We start from the raw sequence: 17,105 nt of genomic DNA, 5'->3' as shown, positions 1-17,105 counted from the left end.
CATGGTGACATGGCAACGCCGCGGCTTTCAAAACTTCAGTGTTAGGACAGGGCCTCGCGGATGGTGTCGGCGTTGTACTTGAGCACGCCGATGTAGGTGTCCTGCGGGGAGCTCTCGCCGAGGGAGCCGGCGTAGAGAACCTTGTCGGAAACCTTCACGTCCCAGCCGTCGGCCTTGACCTGCTCCTGCAGGGACTGGATCGCCTGCGGGTTGGAGACGTTGTCCTGGAAGACGGTCTTGACCTTGTGGTCGGCGATGTACTTGGCCAGGTCGACGAGCTCGCCGGCGGAGAGCTGAGCGTCGGAGGAGACGAAGTCGGTGGCCTTGATCTCGAGGCCGAACTCGTTGCCGAAGTAGGCGAACGCGTCGTGCCCGGACACAAGGGTGCGGGAGTCGGCAGGGATCTGGTTGATCTGGTCCTTGACGTAGGCGGCTGCGTCATCGATCTCCGCCTTGTACTTGTCGCCGTTGGCCTTGTAGGTGTCGGCGTTGGCGCTGTCGGCGTCGGAGAGCTTCTGGACGATGGCGTCGACGACGAGCTTCCAGTTGTCGGTGGAGTTCCACACGTGCGGGTCGAAGGCGAGGTCGCCGTGGTCGTGCTCGTGGGCGGTTTCCGACGCGCTCGCGGTCTCGGACTCGGCCGCCTGGTCGTGGTCCATGTCCTCTTCCTCGGACCACGGCAGCAGCTTGTCCTCCGGGATGGTCTCGGCGACGGCGAGCTGCTTGTCGCCCAGCCCCTCGAGCTGGTCCTGCATGCTGGCCTCGAGGCCGAGACCTGACCACAGCACCACGTCGGCGTCCTGCATCGCGGAGATGTCCTTGGTGGTGGGCTGGTAGGTGTGCGGGTCCCCGCCCGGGCCGATCATGGTGGTCAGCTTCGCGTCGGGGGCAATGTTCTTCACGGCGTCGCCGATGTAGCCGGTGGTGGCGAACACGCTGAGCGACTTGCCGTCCGAGGAGGAGCTCGAGGAGCCGGACTCGGTGGAGCAGGCGCCCGCGCCGAGCAGGCCGATTACTGCCAGGCCAGCTGCGGCCGCTTTTGCAATAGGTCGAAGTTGTTGAAAACGGGATTCCATAACTACATAATATGACCCTAGTCAAATTCTTTTTCATTAGTAATTCTTTAAAGAAAAGCCGCAGCCCTAATCCCCTTCTATCCGGCACCGGGTCGGCGGCGTGTGAGACAATCTCACCCATGAGCACCGCGCACCTGCATCCGTCGTTTACCACCGCCGCCGTCATCGTGACCCACAACCGCGTGGAGCTGCTCAAGGGCTCGCTCGAGATCGTCGCCAAGCAAACGCACCCCGTGGACTGGGTGATCGTCGTGGACAACGGCTGCGACCAGCGCGTCGACAAGCTACTGAACGAGGTGGCGGGCGAACGCGGCGTGTACGTGCCGTCGAAGACCAACCTGGGCGGCGCGGGCGGCTTCGCGCTGGGGTTCCTGACGGCGCTGGCCAAGGGCGCGCAGGCGGTCTGGTGCGCCGACGACGACGGGCGCCCCGCCGACGAGCACGTGTTGGAGACCCTCTACGCGGTCGCCGAGCGCGAGGGCCTCGACGAGATCTCCCCGCTGGTGTGCGACATCGACGACCCGGCGACGCTGGCGTTCCCGCTGCGCCAGGGCACGACCTGGCACCGCAAGGCCAGCGAGCTGACCGGCGACTTCCTGCCACGCTACGCCTCGCTGTTCAACGGCGCGCTCATCTCGGCGAAGGCGATGGAGGTCATCGGCGTGCCCGACTACCGCCTGTTCATCCGCGGCGACGAGGTCGAGTACCACCGGCGACTCACCCGCTCCGGGCTCAACTTCGGCACGTGCCTGACCACCTTCTACCTGCACCCCAACGGCTCGGGCGAGTTCAAGCCGATCCTCGGCGGGCGCATGCACACCCAGTACCCGGACAACGCGGGCAAGCGCTTTTTCACCTACCGCAACCGCGGCTACCTCATGAGCCAGCCGGGCATGCGCAAGCTGCTGCCGCAGGAGTACGCGCGCTTCGGGTGGTTCTTCCTCGTCCAGCGCAGGGACCCCAAGGGGTTCCTCGAGTGGCTCAAGCTGCACAACCTGGGGCGCAAGGAGCGTTTCGAGCGGCCTTAGCGCGGATCCTCCGCGGAGACCACGTGCGGCTTCTCGTTGAAGATGAACACCCGCTGCACGATGAAGTTGGTCACCGTGGCCACACCCTGGGCGATGACGAAGGCGACGAGGTTCACCCAGAACTTGGAAAGCCCCAGCGCGTCCAGCGGGGACTCCAACACCCAGTAGAGGAAGTTCTGCACCGCGAACGTGGACAGGTAGAGTGCGGCCACGGCCGCGGTGGACTTCGCCGAGGTCTTGGAGTTGAAGGTCCACTTCGAGTTGAGGACGTAGGCGGTCAGCGTGCCCGCGCACCAGCCGATCGCCTTCGCCACCGAGCGCTGCAGGCCCAAGGCGTTGAGGGTGAGCGTGAGGCCGAAGTCGACGATCGCGGAGACTACGCCGACGGCGATGAACCGCATGAGCTGGCTCTTGAGCGAGTTGGACGCTGCGGGTGCGGGGTTTTTCTCTGACACAGCGTATAAGCCTACAGGCTAGGCGCGGCGGCGCAGCAGCTCGCGGTAGATGTCGATGCGGTCGACGGCCGATAGCCGGCGCGCGCCGTAGGCACCGGCGCGGGCGAGCACCTCGAGCGAGTCGGCGCATGCGGCGCGGATCTCGGCCGCGGGCAGCTCGCCCCAGCCGAGCGACTCCATGACGGAGGTATTAATGGAGTCGGTCAGCTCCTGGTCGCTCATGCACGACAGGCTGAACAGGGTGGAGAAGAACGCGTCGCGCGACCTGGGGTCGGACTCGATCGGCAGCGCAAGCAGCTCACGGGTCGCCGCCTGCGTGGGCGGGCGGCCGATGTCGAGCGCCTGCAGCAGCGCGATGAAGTCGTACATGCCGCCGCGGCGGATGACGTCGGCGATCTCCGGGCGCACCTGCGCGAGCGTCTTCTCGATCACCTCGTCGCCGGTGAGCTTGGCGTTGACCACGGAAGGGTCGAAGGCCTCCTCGCGCAGCGCCCCGGACCCGCCGATGCACAGCGCCCGCGGGGTGCCCTTGTCGCGGACGATGACGTCGATGACCTCGATGCCCACGTGCCACAGCCCCCACCCGTACTCGAGCGTGGCACCCGGCGCGTCGAGGTGGGTGTGCACGCAGTCCGACGCCCCACAGCGCAGCGCGCCGTCGTACATCGCCCACGGCGGGTTCTCCCGCTCCAGCCCGAAGCAGACGTCGATGACCTGGTGCAGCTCGTCGATGCTCATCGAGTCGTTGACGCCGATGTGGCGGAAGACGTCCGCCCCGCCCGCCAGCAGGGACACGCTGAGGATGAGCGTGCGCGGCTCCCGCGGGCGCCACGGCGTGGCCTTGCGGGTGCGGCGCGCCGCCGACAAGTCGTAGATCGGCGCAGCGTGAATGGGGGTGGGCATGCCCCCAAGCCTAGTCCGACCCCGCGCGGAGGCGGCGGGCGAATCTAGCCTTTCGCCTGCTCAGTCCCGAAAAAGATGAGCAGGCCCGCCAGCAGGCCGAGGACGGTGTTGGGCTTTTTCAGCCCTCGCTTGTAGAGGAAGCCCGCGAGCTTTTCCTGGCTTTTCGACGACAAATAGTTCAGCGCCGCCATGACGAGTGCGCCCGCCCCGATCACCGACCAGGTCTTGACCGGGCCGCCTAGGTCGAAGGTGGAGTCGCCGAGCGCCCCCTCGATGTCCTCGAGGATGGCCGCCGGGTCGTTGCGGGGATCGTCATCCTGGGCATTGGATTCCACCATCGCGTAGACCAGCCCGGATGCGAGGCAGGCGTCGATAAGCGCACGCAACGCGCGGGAGGAGACGTAATCTGGCAGCGCCGTGATGGCAGCACCCACGCCTGCCTGCGCGAGCCTGCCCGAGACGGTGTTGGAAAGGGTGTTGAAATTCGTATCAGGGGTGGTCATGTCCCTTAGCCTACCGGCTAGCATGGGAGCCATGTTTGGACTGTTTAAGAAGAAGCCGGAGCCCGGCCACATCGCCGCGGAGCACACCAACACGCCCATGAACCAGTTCATGACCCGGCTCATGGCCGAGGAACTCCCGCTGCTCGACAGCGCCTCGCGCGTGCGCGTCTACGAGATCCTCAAGGAATACGACGGCCCCCAGATCACCACCCAGGAGGAATTACCGGAAGAAATCCGCAAGATGATGGACCTTTAGGGAAAGTTCCCCACACAAACAGAACAAAAACAAAACATATCTCACATTTTTTGAGCGGGTCATTCGGAGTGTTTGTGGGTACTCTTGAAGCTTGAGAAATATTCGAGTCGAGCTTTTCTGCCTTTTTCTTTGTCACCTATATAAGAAGTGACCAGGCAGGGAGGCAGAAAACGTAGGATACGAAGACCACATGGAACTGAACACAACCGCCAAGAAGCTCAACGGTTGGGGCCGTACCGCGCCCACCACCGCGCAGGTCCTCAGCACCCCGGACCTCGACGAGATCGTCAAGGCAGTCAAGCTGGTGGCAGAGGACAACGCCGACAAGCCGGACTACCTGAAGCGCGGCATCATCGCGCGCGGCATGGGCCGCTCCTACGGCGACCCGGCGCAGAACGCCGGCGGCGTCGTGGTGGACATGCAGCCGCTCAACAAGATCCACTCCATCGACCCGGAGACCGCCATCGTCGACGTCGACGGCGGCGTGACCCTGGACCAGCTCATGAAGGCCGCGCTCCCCTACGGCCTGTGGGTCCCCGTCCTGCCCGGCACCCGCCAGGTGACCATCGGCGGCGCCATCGGCCCGGACATCCACGGCAAGAACCACCACTCGGCCGGTTCCTTCGGCAACCACGTCACCTCCATGGAGCTGTTGGTCGCCGACGGCCGCATCCTGCACCTCGAGCCGGAGGGTTCGGCAGATGACCCGAGCGGCGAGCTGTTCTGGGCCACCGTCGGCGGCATGGGCCTGACCGGCATCATCGTCCGCGCACAGATCAAGATGACCAAGACCGAGACCGCCTACTTCGTCTCGGACACCGACCGCACCAACAACCTCGAGGAGACCGTCGCCTTCCACTCCGACGGCTCTGAGGTCAACTACACCTACTCGTCCGCCTGGTTCGACGTCATCTCCCCGGAGCCGAAGCTCGGCCGCGCCACCATCTCCCGCGGCTCGCTGGCCACGCTGGCGCAGCTCGAGGAGCTGGCCCCGAAGCTGGCCAAGGACCCGCTGAAGTTCAACGCGCCGCAGCTCATGACGGTCCCGGACATCTTCCCGAGCTTCACCATGAACAAGCTCACCCTCATGGCCATCGGCGAGGCCTACTACATGATGGGCGCCCCGGCGCGGAACAAGATCAAGAACCTCACGCAGTTCTACCAGCCGCTCGACCTCATCGGCGAGTGGAACCGCGGCTACGGCTCCAAGGGCTTCCTGCAGTACCAGTTCGTCGTGCCCACCGACGCCGTCGAGCCGTTCAAGGAGATCATCCGCGACATGCAGAAGTCCGGGCACTACTCCGCGCTGAACGTGTTCAAGCTCTTTGGCCCGGGCAACAAGGCCCCGCTGTCCTACCCGATGCCGGGCTGGAACGTCTGCGTGGACTTCCCCATCAAGCCGGGCCTGGGCGCCTTCCTGGACGACCTCGACCGCCGCGTCATGGAGTTCGGCGGCCGCCTGTACCTAGCCAAGGAGTCGCGCACCTCCGCGGAGAACTTCCACAAGATGTACCCGGGCATGGCCGGCTGGCTCAAGACCCGCAACGAGATCGACCCGACCGGCGTCTTCGCCTCCGACATGTCCCGCCGCCTCGAGCTGCACTAATCCACCGACCATAGAAAGGCTTTCACCAACATGCTTAACGCAGTAGGCCAGCTTCAGAACATTCTCCTGCTCGGTGGCACCTCCGAGATCGGCCTCGCCATCGTCGAGGAGTTCCTCAAGCGCGGCCCGGCCCGCGTGACCCTGGCGGCACGCAAGAACTCCCCGCGCATCGACGCCGCCGTCGAGGAGGTCAAGGCCGCGGGCGCGTCCGCCGTCGAGGTCCTCGACTTCGACGCCACCGCCTTCTACACCCACAAGGACGTCATCGACCTGGCGTTTTCCGCGGGCGACGTCGACGTGGCCGTGGTCGCCTTCGGCACGCTCGGCGACCAGGAGGAGCTGTGGCAGGATCAGGCCAAGGCCGTCGCCTCCGCGGAGACCAACTACACCGCGCCGATCTCCGTCGGCGTCCTGCTGAGCGAGAAGTTCAAGGAGCAGGGCCACGGCACCATCATCGCCATGAGCTCGGTGGCGGGCCAGCGCGTGCGCCGCTCCAACTTCGTCTACGGCGCCTCCAAGGCTGGCATGGACGGCTTCTACGTCAACCTCGGTGAGGCACTCCGCGAGCACGGCGTCAACGTGCTGGTCGTGCGCCCGGGACAGGTCCGCACCAAGATGTCCGCCGACGCGGGCGACGCGCCGCTGACCGTCAACAAGGAGGACGTGGCCAAGGCCACCGTCGAGGCGGTCCTCAACAAGAAGCGCTACCTGTTCGTCCACCCGCTGTTCGAGTACGTCTCGCTCGCCTTCAAGTTCATCCCGCAGCCGATCTTCCGCAAGCTGCCGTTCTAAGAAGGCCCCGCACACGCCGCTTCCCGCCACGGGGAGCGGCTTTCGTGCTTCTAGCCGTCGATAAGCGACAAACCGGCGACGACGGACTCCGTAACGAAGCTGGTCTGCGCGCGCACGTCGGCGGGCGACCACGGGAAGCTGAAGGAGCGATCCGCGATGGCGTGCATGGACAGGTCGTTCCACGAGTCGCCGAAGGTGACCAGCTTGACGTCCTCGCGGCGCATACCTAGGTGCTCGATGAGGCCGAGCAGGCCGTTTCCCTTCGTCGAGCCGGTGGGGATGATGTCGATGAAGTCCTGATTTGTGGTGCACTCGACGTCCCACGTGGCGGTGATCTCGTCGATGATCGCGCGCAGCTTCGGGCGGTCGCGCGGCACCCAGATGGGGATGCCGATGAAGTTCTCCCCCGCCATCTCGTGCACGTTGGCCTGCTGAAAGTCCGGTACGATGCCCGACTTTGTAAACCCCACGCCGTGGTAGAAGCAGCTGTCGCGGCCGGTGAGCGTGGTGCCGTACAGCGCAATGCCCTCGTGCCGGCTGAGCGTGTCCACGACGTCCTCGACCAGCGAGAAGTCGAGGAAGCGCTTGGCTAGGACGGTGTCGTCGCGGTCGGCGAGCACGGCGCCGGTGTTGAGCACGAGGTAGTCGAAGTCGAGGCCGAACCGCGTCGTGGCAAAGCGCGCGGTGGCCAGCGAGCGCCCCGTCGCCGCCACCGCGAGGTTGCCCGCCTCCTGGAACCCGTGGATCGCGTCGAGCGTGTCCTCGGCGATGCCGCCGTCGAAGAGGATGGTCCCGTCGAAGTCAAAAGCAGCGATTTTCACCCCATCCATATTAATTCATCGAGCGTGCAACGATTCAGTTTGCTTGTCGACGCCTAGCGGCGCGCGACCCGACGGCGCCGCCCAAACGGTAGGGGTGGGACGGGTGTGAAAGAATGAGAGAATGACTGTCCCGCCCGCACGCGAATCTGCTAGCGCCGCTACCGCCACCGCGGTGGTCGGCGACGAAGATGCGAACTATCGCACCAGCTTCACCGACGAGGCCTACGCCCCCGACACCATCAGCCGCCCCATGACGCTCGTCGCCATGGCCATCGCGGTTATGGCCGGCGGCCTGGGAAGCCTTGCCGCGTGGTTTGCGCTCAAGCACACCCACCTGCCCGCCTTCGGCGGCTCGCAGGTCAGCCGCGCGCTGGCGACCGCGGGGATCGTCGCCGTCGTCGTGGTCACCGCCATCTTCATGTGCTGGTGGGCGGTCGACCAGCGCAACGGCCGCGAGCTTCCCACCTGGCGCAAGTGGCTGAGCTACGCCATCGCCTACCTCTCGCCCGCGGGGCTGATCACCGCGGCGCTGACCATCCCGCTGTCGGCGACGAAGATGTACCTGGACGGCATCGCCATCGACCAGGGCTTTCGCACCCAGTACCTCACCCGGCTCACCGACAGCTGGCACTTAAGCGACATGAACTACGCCGACCTGCCCGCCTACTACCCGGCGGGTTGGTTCTGGGTGGGTGGCCGCTTCGCCAACCTGCTCGGGCTGAGCGGCTGGGAGGTGTTCCAGCCGTGGGCGATCGTGTCGCTGTCGGCGGCCGCGTGCATGCTCGTGCCGGTGTGGCAGCGGATCATCGGCTCGGTCCCCGTGGCGGTCGCGATCGCGCTGGTGACCACCTGCATCATGCTGGTCATGAGCCCGGAGGAGCCCTACGCGGCGATCATCGCGATGGGGATCACGGCCGCCGTCGTCGTCGGCCGGCGCGGGCTGTCCGGCGACCGCTTCGCGCTCGCGGGCGTGACCATCTTCCTCGGCCTGTCCGCGTCGATGTACACGCTCTACACCGCGGTCATCGCGGTGAGCATGCTTTTTATCGCCGCCCTATTCTCCGCGGTCTTCGAGCGGTCGTGGTGGCCGGTCCTGCGGGTGATTGTCGTGGGCGTGGGCTCCATGGCCATCGCGGCGCTCGTGTGGGGCCCCTACGTCTGGGCGGTGCTCACGGGTGGCCACCGCTCGGGGGCGACGGCCGCCCACTACCTTCCCAGCGAGGGCGCTCGCGTGCCCTTCCCGATGCTCGCGGCCAGCGTCGTCGGCATCTTGTGCTTCGTGGGCCTCATCTACGTCATCATCCGCGCCATGGATCCGGACGTCCGCGCGATCGGCCTGTGCCTCATCGTCGTCTACGGCTGGATCGTCGCCTCCATGACCGCCACGCTCACCGGCACCACGCTGCTGGGCTTCCGTCTCGACATCGTGGTGACGATGCTGCTGGCCACGGCCGGCGTGATCGGGCTTGCGGACCTGAGGCTGGTGGGCATCCACCGGTTCTACCCCGTCCAGTTCAGCGAGCGCACCTCGAAGCTGGTCACCATCGCCCTCGTGGCGGCGCTGTCCTGCGGCGGCGTCTACTACGCCCAGTCGATCCCGAACCAAAACGCAGACGAGATCGAGATGGCCTACTCCGAGACCGACGGCAACGGCGAGCGCGCCGACAAGTTCCCGGCGGACTCGACCCAGTACTACCCCGCCATCAACGACGAGATCCTCTCGCACGGCTTCGTCCCGCGCGACACGGTGGTGCTGACCTCGGAGAAGGACTTCCTGTCCTACTACCCCTATCGAGGTTTCCAGGCCTTCACGAGCCACTACGCGAACCCGCTCGGCGAGTTCGACCAGCGCAACGCCAAGCTCGACGAGTGGGCCAGCCGCAGCTGGGACGACCTAGCGGACCCGGAGAAGTTCGCCCAGGCCCTCGACGAATCGCCGTGGAAGTCCCCGCAGGTGTTTATCTTCCGCGGGCAGTCGGACGACGCCGAATCCGGGTGGAACTTCGACGTCGCCGAGGACATCTACCCGAACAACCCCAACGTCCGCTTCCGCGGCGTGAAGTTCAACCCGGCGGCGTTCCAGTCAGACCACTTCGAGATCAAGGAGATCGGTCCCTTCGTGGTGGTGACCCGTGTCTAAATCAACTTCGTCCCCCGCTCAGGGACATGAACTAGAATTACCCCCTGTGTCTAAAACTGCAGTGTCCTCCGACGGGAACCAGACCACGCTGGTCAGGGTCGCGCTCATCAGCGGCCTCATCGGCATGTTCCTGTTCATCCTCACCCCATTCATGCCGGTCAACCAGGTGCAGTCGTCGCTGTCCTGGCCGCAGAACGGGTCGCTCCAGTCGGTCAACGCGCCGCTAGAGAGCTATACGCCGGTGTCCATGGACGTCGCGATCCCGCTCGCGGCGCTTTCGGATCTGCGCACCGACCAGCAGCTGGTGTTCGGCACGCTGCCGCAGGACAGCGAGAAGGCCACCTCGCGCGGCATGTTCGTGCGCTCGTCGGACGGCGGGCTCGAGGTCATCGTCCGCGACAACGTGCTCTTCGAGCTGACCAAGGACGAGGTCAGCGCGCTACCTGAGGGTTCGGTTCTGGACATCTCTTCCACCGAGCAGTCCACCTCCGTCATCATCCCGGGCGCGAAGGACTCGAGCGGGGATGAGTACAAGGCGGAGATCGACCAAGACAAGCGCCCGCAGATCACCGGCGTGTACACCGAGCTGAACGACACGGCTGACGCCGCGAAGTCGCTCACCGACGCGGGCCTCAACGTGAACGTGGAGATCAACTCTCGCTATACCTCCTCGCCCTCGGTGTGGAAGTACCTGTCCATGTGGGGCGGCGGGCTGTTCACGCTCATCTCCCTGTTCTGCCTGTTCAAGATCGACCGCCTCGACGGGCGCGGCCGCATCCACTCCCTGAGCCCGAAGGCCTGGGTGCCCACGCTTCTCGACGCCGTCGTGGGCGGCATCCTCATCTTCTGGTACATCTTCGGCGCCAACACCTCTGACGACGGCTTCATCCTCACGATGGCGCGCGCCTCGGAGCACTCCGGCTACATGGCCAACTACTACCGGTGGTTCGGCGTGCCCGAGTCGCCGTTCGGCGCCCCGTACTACGACCTGCTCGCGCAGTTCGCCAAGGTGTCGACGGCCTCGACCTGGATGCGTCTGCCTTCGCTCATCTGCGCGCTCGGGATTTGGTTCCTGCTCTCCCGCATGGTCATGCCGATCCTCGGCGAGAAGATCGCCGGGCGCCGGGTCGCCCAGTGGACCGCGGCGTTCTTGTTCCTCGCCTTCTGGCTGGCCTACGACAACGGCCTTCGCCCCGAGCCACCGATCGCGCTCGGCGCGCTGGCGACCTGGGTGCTCTTCGAGCGCGCCATCGCCACCAAGCGCCTGTTCCCGGCGGCGCTGGGCACCATCGTCGCCGCCTTCTCGCTGGCCTGCGGCCCGACCGGCCTCATGGCCGTGGCCGCCCTGCTCGCCGGGCTCTCCGGCGTGCTGCGGATCATGTTCGACCGCGTGCCGCTTCTTAGCAACGGCACCTCCCGCAAGGCCCACTCCGTGGCCTGGCTCGGACTGCTCGCGCCGTTCTTCGCAGGCGGATTCTCGGTGCTGGTGGCCGTGTTCGGCGACCAGACCCTGATGAGCGTCCTCGAGTCGATCCAGGTGCGCAGCGCCAAGGGCCCATCGCTCGCGTGGTACCAGGAGTTCGCCCGCTACCAGGTGCTCATGCAGCAGACGGTGGACGGCTCGTTCGCCCGCCGCTTCGCGTTCTTCTTCCTCGTGGTCTCCTTCGTCCTCGTGGTGGCATCGACCCTGCGCAACGGCAAGGTGCCGGGAAGTCGGCGCGGCCCGTCGCAGCGCTTGGTGCTCGTCATCCTGGGCACCTTCTTCTTCCTCATGTTCACGCCGACCAAGTGGACCCACCACTTCGGCATCTTCGCTGGCATCGGTGCTGCCATCGGCGGCCTTGCCGCCGTGGCGCTCTCGCAGTTCGCGCTGCGCTCCAAGCGCAACCGCACGCTGCTCATCGGGCTCATCCTGTTCGTCTTCGCGTTTACGCTGGCGGGCACGAACGGCTGGTGGTACACCTCCAGCTACGCGATCCCGTGGTTCGATAAGTCGATCCAGTTCAAGGGCATCGAGGCCTCCACGGTCATGCTCTTCATCTCGCTGCTCGTGCTGTTCATCGGCGTGCTGCAGTCGTTCACCCGCGACCTGCGCGGGTTCCAGGCGGAGGCCGAGGGCAAGGACGCCCAGGCCGAGGAAGCCAAGCTGCAGCGCGGCCGCAAGGATCGCTTCGCAGGTCTCGCCGCCGCGCCGATCGCCGTCGTGTGCGCGATCGCCGTCTTCTTCAGCGTGGCCAGCTTCGCCAAGGGCTTCATCTCCCAGTACCCGGCCTACTCCGTGGGCCTGGGCAACCTGCGCTCGCTCGCGGGCAACAAGTGCGGACTGGCCAACGACGTCCTCGTGGAGACCAACTCCAACGACTCCTTCCTCACCCCGGTCTCCGGCTCGCTCGGCGACTCCCTGAGCACGGGCGAGGAGCGCGGCTTCAACGCCAACGGCATCCCGCCGGAGGTGAACTCCGAGATCCCGCAGGGCGACGCCTCCGCCGCGACGGCGAACTCCGTCGGCGACACCGAGGCCAGCACGACCCAGGACTCCAGCACCAGCGGCGGTGTGCGCCAGGAGGGCGGCGTCAACGGCTCCAACGCCCGGCTGCCCTTCGGGCTGGACTACGCCAAGATCCCGGTGCTCGGCTCCTACGCCAACGGCGAGCAGTTCTACGCCGAGGACACCACCCAGTGGTACGAGCTGCCGCAGGCCACCGACGCGACCCCGCTCATCGTGGTTTCCGCCGCGGGCCGCATCGAGCACGTCGACATCAACGGCATCAAGCAGGACGGGCAGTCGCTCATGCTGCAGTACGGCCGCCGCGAGGCGGACGGCTCCGTCACCGAGCTCGGCGAGAAGATGATGCTCGACATCGGGCCGTCCCCGTCGTGGCGCAACCTGCGCCTGCCGCTCAACGAGCTGCCCAGCGACGCCAACGTCGTGCGCATCCACGCCGTCGACTCCAGCCTCGACCAGAAGCAGTGGCTGGCGTTCACGCCGCCGCGCGTGCCGACCCTTGACACGCTCAACAACGTCGTCGGCTCCCAGGTCCCGGTCCTGCTCGACTGGTCGGTGCCGCTGCAGTTCCCGTGCCAGCGCCCGTTCGACCACTACGCCGGCGTCGCCGAGATCCCCGAGTACCGGATCTCGCCGGACGCGGGCGGCAAGACCACCGGCACGCCGTTCCAGGACTTCGCCGGCGGCGGCGTCATGGGCACCGCGGACGCGGTGAACTACTCCTACCAGCTGCCGAGCTACTCCAAGAGCGACTGGCTGCGCGACTGGGGATCCATCGAGGTCCTGCACCCGCGCCCGAACTCCGAGGGCCAGATCCCGCAGGTGGCTACCATCGACACCGAGGTCGTCACTAGGTCCGGGCTGTGGTACCCGGGCAAGATGAACATCGACACCGAGTAGTCCCCCACCGAGAGGCGTCGGAAAGCACATGCTTTTCGGCGCCTTTCGTCATGCAATCTGGTAACCAATTGTCAGGCGATCGCTTCACCTTTTTCAGCCGCGCCACAGCTTCGTCGCCGATGCTAGAAAGCATCAAGAAGAGTCCAGCCGAAAAACGATGAGGGGTGACCCCATGAAGAAGTTCAAGAAGTCCTTCGCCGCGCTCGCCTGCACCGCCCTCGTCTCGGCGGGTGCGATCGGCGCGGCGGTCAGCCAGGAGTCGACCGGCAACCAGGTGCCGGTGGCCTCCTACATCAACCAGGACGTCAACAACCAGGACACCAACCTGGCCAAGACCGCCGAGGCCGCGGCCAACGAGGTAACTGCCCAGCAGCTTGCCAGCCTGACCACGACGGCCGCGCACCACACGAGCTAGAGCAGTTCCACGCTCGTGATCGGCGCGCCACGGCCCCGGATCGCGTCCTCGCGCGCTTCCTTCCGGCAGCGCCACCACGCGTAGGCGAACCCGGGGTAGATGACCAGCGCCACGAGCACGAGCCACACGATCGGCCAGATCGTCCCGCCCCAGCTGTAGTTCCACGCGAAGTGGGCCGCGAAGGCAATAAACAGGAAGCCCAGGCCCACTCCGATCCGCTTGCGCAGACCCCAACCCGAGCGGAAAAACGCCAGACCGATCCCGAGGCCCGCGATCGAGGTGAATACCGCGTGCAGGCCGGGGCCGACCACCAGGCGCAGGCCCCACATCTGCAGCGTCCCGACCACGTCGCTGTTCGGATCGAGCATGCCGCCCATGACGCCGTACAGGACGTTCTCGACCGCCTCGAAGCCCAGCCCCACGAGCCCGCCGGTGACGAACCCGTGCCACGGCCGGTTGAGCGCGGGGAACGCGAACAGGATGACGGCCACGCCCGTGGCCTTCGCGATCTCCTCCGGGTAGGCCCCGCCGAACGAGGCGCCAGCGTCGTGCAGGCCGAGCTTGGCCACCAGCGAGGTCACGCTGCCGCCGACGAGCAGCGCCGCTCCCAGCGCGAGCGCGCCTCCCCACAGCAGGCTGGAAAAATACCAGGCCTTGGGCGCCCGCGGCCACATCGGCGTGAGCCGGAACAGCGCCGTCACCGCCGTTATGTAGGCGGCGACAAAGACGATCCCGATGAGGAATCCGGTCCCAGACAACAGCATCATCGGCACGGTAAACAGCGTCGAGCCAAGCAGCGCCACAGCAAGCACGCACCATAGCGCGATCATGGCCCACGGCGTGCTTTTTCGCTTGTCGACGCCTACGGTTTCCACGTCCATAACCTCCCCTTCCTATGCCGCCTCGGCGGGCTTGTCCTGCTCGGCCGCGCCATTGCCGCCGAGGCTCGCGACGACGATCTCGGCGTACTTGTCCACCTCCGGGCCACTGACCAGCACGAAGGCCGTCTTCCCCTCGTGCTCTCCCGTGCCCACGAGCGAGAACCCCAGCGAGTTCGGGTCGTAGCTGTCGGCCATCGCGCGCAGCGCGCCCTCGCGGAAGACCGGCTCGTCGGCATTCGGGGGCAGGCCGGTGCTGGCCCGCATCATGCGCCACAGGGTGCGGTCGGGGTCGTCGCCGGTTGCGTGCACGATCCCGGAGATGGTGGTCCCGCCGCAGTCGTAGCCGGTGAGCAGGGACTCCAGCTCCGCCTGTTCGCAGCGCAGGGGCGAGCCGTCGTCGCCCGACAGGGTCACGTCCCAGCTCCCGTCGTCGGCGGAGAAGGTGACCTCCTCGGTGGCGGTGCTCAAGTCCGGGGTGACCGAGTCGAGCAGCACCGGGAGGGACAAGGCGGCGACGGCGCCGCCGATGAGCGCCGCCCAGTGCGCGGGCTTTAGCGCCGGGCGGAAGCGATTGTAGGGCATGCGTCCAACCTACCTGTGGCCGTCGACAAGCGAGGTGCCGAAAGGGCGCTATTCGCTCGTGGCTAACAACGGAACCGGCAGGTGGGATATTGGTTAGAGTGGGCCTTGTGAAAATTAGTGATCTTTACCGCTTTGTCAACGGCCTCTGGCTGGAGCACCACGTCATCCCCGACGACCGCGGCGTCGACGGCACCTTCCACGGGCTGCGCGACTCCGCCGAGGAGCTCGTGCACGAGATCGTCAAGGGCGAGCCCGGCTCCCGCGCGGGCGCGCTGTATGCCTCCTTCATGGACACCGACGGCGTGGAGGCCGCGGGCATGTCCGCGCTCGACCCGGACCTCGACGCGCTGCGCTTCGACAGCCCCGAGGCCTTCGTCGAGTCCCTGGGAAGCCTCGACGAGGTCGGCGTCTCGGGGCTGCTCAACTTTTGGGTGGAGAAGGACTCCGCCAGCGACGACGCTATCGCCTACGTCTACCAGGCGGGCCTGGGGCTTCCCGACGAGTCCTACTACCGCGAGGCCGCGCAGGCCGCCACGCTCGCCGCCTACGAGAAGCACGTGGCCCGGATGCTCGCCTTCCTTGGCGAGGAGCGCTTGGGCGTGGACCCCGCCGAGGCCGCCGGTCGCATCGTCGCGCTGGAGACGAAGCTCGCAGCCGGCCACTGGGACGTCGTGCGCAGCCGCGATGCGGTGAAGACCTTCAACCCCACCGAGTTCGAGGACCTGCCCGCGATCATCCAGGCCTACCTCGCCGCCTGCGGCCTGCCGAAGCAGCGGCTCGTGGTCATGATGCCCGACTTCGTCACCCACCTCGTCTCACTGCTGGGTTCGGAGTCGCTCGACGATTTCCGCCTGTGGGCCTACTGGCACGTGCTCAACGAGCGCGCGGGCGTGCTACCGCCGGAGGTGTCCAAGGCGAACTTCGACTTCTACGGCACCACCCTGTCCGGCGCCACCGAGCAGCGCGACCGGTGGAAGCGCGCGGTGGGGCTGGCGGAGAGCTACGTCGGGGAGGACATCGGGCGTAGCTTCGTCGCCAAGCACTTCCCGCCGTCGTCCAAGTCGGACATGGTCGAGTTAGTCGACTACCTGCTCAAGGCGTACCACCAGCGCATCTCCGCGCTCGCGTGGATGAGCCCGGAGACCCGCGAGAAGGCCCTGGCCAAGCTGGCGAAGTTCCAGGCCAAGATCGGCTACCCCGACGCCTGGCGCGACTACGACGACCTCGCGTTTAGCCCGAAGGGCGCGGACCTCGCGGACAACGCCCGCAAGGGCGCGGCCTACGTGCACGGCTACGAGCTGGGCAAGATCGGCAAGCCCGCGGACCGCGCCGAGTGGGTGACCACCCCGCAGACCGTCAACGCCTTCTACAACCCGGTGGTCAACGACATCACCTTCCCCGCCGCCATCCTGCGCCCGCCGTTCTACGACCCGCAGGCCGACGCCGCGGAGAACTTCGGCGCCATCGGCGCGGTCATCGGCCACGAGATCGGCCACGGCTTCGACGACCAGGGCTCGCAGTACGACGGCGACGGCAACCTCAACTCCTGGTGGACCGACGCCGACCGCGAGGCGTTCACCGCGCTGACCTCGAAGCTCGTGGGCCAGTTCAGCGGGCTGGTGCCGCAGGTGCTCAAGGAGTCCGGCGCGGAGACCACCGGCGTCAACGGCGAGTTCACCCTGGGCGAGAACATCGGCGACCTGGGCGGGCTCGGCATCGCGGTGGTCGCCTACCGCAACTACCTGGCCGACCGCGGGCTGGACTTCGACTCCGCGCCCGTCCTGCCGTTTGCCGCCGAGGAGGCCGACCCGGAGCTGGCGCGCCACGAGTACACCGGCCTGCAGCGGCTCTTCCTCGCGTGGGCGCGCGTGTGGCGAACGAAGATCCGCCCGGAGATGGCCAGCCAGTACCTGGTCATCGACCCGCACTCGCCGGCGGAGTTCCGCTGCAACGTCATCGCCGGCAACGTCGCGGAGTTCTACGAGGCCTTCGAGGTCGACGCGAACGCCGCGATGTGGATCGAGCCGAGCGAGCGCGTGACCATCTGGTAGCCCGTTTTCCCCCAGCCCGCCTGCAGGTTCTCCTGCGGCGGGTTTTTTCGTGCTTTCCGACGCCTACGGTCACCGGCTTGTGGCCGTCGACAAGCAAAACCCACCCCCGCGAGTCCCCTATCCCGTTGCGCGAACATTTTACCGTACCCTAAGCTAACTAACCGTTGCCTAACCTTTATTAGGTTGCACT

15 protein-coding genes are annotated in these 17,105 nt (G+C 66.6%); 8 read left to right on the top strand and 7 right to left on the bottom strand.

Translation table 11 applies throughout. From position 1 onward, the window contains the following. Positions 1-41 precede the first annotated feature (41 nt). Complete coding sequence (locus B843_RS00780) at positions 42-1,076, bottom strand: metal ABC transporter substrate-binding protein (protein WP_051483417.1); 1,035 nt, start codon at positions 1,074-1,076, stop codon at positions 42-44. A gap of 119 nt (positions 1,077-1,195) precedes the next feature. Between B843_RS00780 and glfT1 the strand changes: the two genes are divergently transcribed. After that, positions 1,196-2,104, top strand: coding sequence for a galactofuranosyltransferase GlfT1 (gene glfT1 / locus B843_RS00775; RefSeq protein ID WP_034648702.1), 909 nt, complete (start codon positions 1,196-1,198; stop codon positions 2,102-2,104). On the opposite strand, the gene B843_RS00770 is transcribed toward glfT1, so the two are convergent. The 3 genes from B843_RS00770 to B843_RS00760 are packed head-to-tail and all read right to left on the bottom strand — an operon-like array spanning position 2,101 to position 3,965. Continuing rightward, positions 2,101-2,559 carry a GtrA family protein gene (locus B843_RS00770; RefSeq protein WP_025251621.1) on the bottom strand — a complete coding sequence of 153 codons (459 nt, stop codon included), beginning with the start codon at positions 2,557-2,559 and terminating at the stop codon, positions 2,101-2,103. The two genes, glfT1 and B843_RS00770, sit on opposite strands and share 4 nt — an antisense overlap. An 18-nt stretch (positions 2,560-2,577) precedes the next feature. After that, the gene (locus tag B843_RS00765; RefSeq protein WP_025251620.1) at positions 2,578-3,462 is read right to left on the bottom strand and encodes a hypothetical protein; all 885 of its coding nucleotides are present in this window, start codon (positions 3,460-3,462) and stop codon (positions 2,578-2,580) included. A 44-nt stretch (positions 3,463-3,506) separates the two neighbouring features. After that, positions 3,507-3,965 carry a hypothetical protein gene (locus B843_RS00760; RefSeq protein ID WP_025251619.1) on the bottom strand — a complete coding sequence of 153 codons (459 nt, stop codon included), beginning with the start codon at positions 3,963-3,965 and terminating at the stop codon, positions 3,507-3,509. 31 nt (positions 3,966-3,996) lie between these two features. Between B843_RS00760 and B843_RS00755 the strand changes: the two genes are divergently transcribed. The 3 genes from B843_RS00755 (at position 3,997) to B843_RS00745 (ending at position 6,619) form a co-directional block, all read left to right on the top strand. Next, on the top strand, positions 3,997-4,221 hold the full coding sequence (locus B843_RS00755) for a hypothetical protein (RefSeq protein WP_025251618.1): 225 nt from the start codon (positions 3,997-3,999) through the stop codon (positions 4,219-4,221). A gap of 190 nt (positions 4,222-4,411) precedes the next feature. After that, a complete protein-coding gene (locus B843_RS00750) occupies positions 4,412-5,827 on the top strand; it encodes an FAD-binding oxidoreductase (RefSeq protein WP_025251617.1) in 1,416 nt (471 codons plus the stop codon). Between the two features lie 30 nt (positions 5,828-5,857). Beyond that, on the top strand, positions 5,858-6,619 hold the full coding sequence (locus B843_RS00745; RefSeq protein WP_025251616.1) for a decaprenylphospho-beta-D-erythro-pentofuranosid-2-ulose 2-reductase: 762 nt from the start codon (positions 5,858-5,860) through the stop codon (positions 6,617-6,619). A gap of 50 nt (positions 6,620-6,669) precedes the next feature. Here the strand turns inward: B843_RS00745 and B843_RS00740 are convergent, their stop codons facing one another. Then, positions 6,670-7,449 (bottom strand): HAD family hydrolase, encoded by a 780-nt coding sequence (locus B843_RS00740; protein ID WP_034648697.1) that lies wholly within the window; start codon positions 7,447-7,449, stop codon positions 6,670-6,672. Positions 7,450-7,561: 112 nt separating this feature from the next. Here B843_RS00740 and B843_RS00735 point away from each other — a divergent pair, with 112 nt between their 5' ends. The 3 genes from B843_RS00735 (at position 7,562) to B843_RS00725 (ending at position 13,401) form a co-directional block, all read left to right on the top strand. Further along, on the top strand, positions 7,562-9,580 hold the full coding sequence (locus B843_RS00735) for a galactan 5-O-arabinofuranosyltransferase (protein WP_025251614.1): 2,019 nt from the start codon (positions 7,562-7,564) through the stop codon (positions 9,578-9,580). Positions 9,581-9,704: 124 nt separating this feature from the next. Beyond that, entirely contained in the window at positions 9,705-12,986 is a 3,282-nt protein-coding gene (locus B843_RS00730; RefSeq protein ID WP_155895173.1) for an arabinosyltransferase domain-containing protein, read from the top strand. Between the two features lie 172 nt (positions 12,987-13,158). After that, the gene (locus tag B843_RS00725) at positions 13,159-13,401 is read left to right on the top strand and encodes a hypothetical protein (protein ID WP_025251612.1); all 243 of its coding nucleotides are present in this window, start codon (positions 13,159-13,161) and stop codon (positions 13,399-13,401) included. Here B843_RS00725 and B843_RS00720 read toward each other — a convergent pair. Then, entirely contained in the window at positions 13,398-14,282 is an 885-nt protein-coding gene (locus B843_RS00720; protein ID WP_025251611.1) for a PrsW family intramembrane metalloprotease, read from the bottom strand. The genes B843_RS00725 and B843_RS00720 overlap by 4 nt on opposite strands. 12 nt (positions 14,283-14,294) lie before the next feature. Continuing rightward, complete coding sequence (locus tag B843_RS00715; RefSeq protein WP_025251610.1) at positions 14,295-14,864, bottom strand: hypothetical protein; 570 nt, start codon at positions 14,862-14,864, stop codon at positions 14,295-14,297. A 113-nt stretch (positions 14,865-14,977) separates the two neighbouring features. Here B843_RS00715 and B843_RS00710 point away from each other — a divergent pair, with 113 nt between their 5' ends. Continuing rightward, a complete protein-coding gene (locus B843_RS00710; protein WP_025251609.1) occupies positions 14,978-16,915 on the top strand; it encodes a M13 family metallopeptidase in 1,938 nt (645 codons plus the stop codon). Positions 16,916-17,105 lie beyond the last annotated feature (190 nt).

The organism is Corynebacterium vitaeruminis DSM 20294, from assembly GCF_000550805.1.
Taxonomy (GTDB): domain Bacteria; phylum Actinomycetota; class Actinomycetes; order Mycobacteriales; family Mycobacteriaceae; genus Corynebacterium; species Corynebacterium vitaeruminis.
The sequence above is the reverse complement of the archived record's forward strand: the minus strand, read 5'-3'. Positions and strand labels throughout refer to the sequence as shown.

Bases quoted from the DNA above. Each gene is read 5' to 3' on its own strand.
- B843_RS00765 (WP_025251620.1), bottom strand. From the start codon at position 3,462: ATGCCCACCCCCATTCACGCTGCGCCGATCTACGACTTGTCGGCGGCG.
- B843_RS00715 (WP_025251610.1), bottom strand. From the start codon at position 14,864: ATGCCCTACAATCGCTTCCGCCCGGCGCTAAAGCCCGCGCACTGGGCG.
- glfT1 (WP_034648702.1), top strand. From the start codon at position 1,196: ATGAGCACCGCGCACCTGCATCCGTCGTTTACCACCGCCGCCGTCATC.
- B843_RS00730 (WP_155895173.1), top strand. From the start codon at position 9,705: ATGTTCCTGTTCATCCTCACCCCATTCATGCCGGTCAACCAGGTGCAG.
- B843_RS00740 (WP_034648697.1), bottom strand. From the start codon at position 7,449: ATGGATGGGGTGAAAATCGCTGCTTTTGACTTCGACGGGACCATCCTC.
- B843_RS00780 (WP_051483417.1), bottom strand. From the start codon at position 1,076: ATGGAATCCCGTTTTCAACAACTTCGACCTATTGCAAAAGCGGCCGCA.
- B843_RS00720 (WP_025251611.1), bottom strand. From the start codon at position 14,282: ATGGACGTGGAAACCGTAGGCGTCGACAAGCGAAAAAGCACGCCGTGG.
- B843_RS00760 (WP_025251619.1), bottom strand. From the start codon at position 3,965: ATGACCACCCCTGATACGAATTTCAACACCCTTTCCAACACCGTCTCG.
- B843_RS00745 (WP_025251616.1), top strand. From the start codon at position 5,858: ATGCTTAACGCAGTAGGCCAGCTTCAGAACATTCTCCTGCTCGGTGGC.
- B843_RS00725 (WP_025251612.1), top strand. From the start codon at position 13,159: ATGAAGAAGTTCAAGAAGTCCTTCGCCGCGCTCGCCTGCACCGCCCTC.
- B843_RS00735 (WP_025251614.1), top strand. From the start codon at position 7,562: ATGACTGTCCCGCCCGCACGCGAATCTGCTAGCGCCGCTACCGCCACC.
- B843_RS00750 (WP_025251617.1), top strand. From the start codon at position 4,412: ATGGAACTGAACACAACCGCCAAGAAGCTCAACGGTTGGGGCCGTACC.
- B843_RS00755 (WP_025251618.1), top strand. From the start codon at position 3,997: ATGTTTGGACTGTTTAAGAAGAAGCCGGAGCCCGGCCACATCGCCGCG.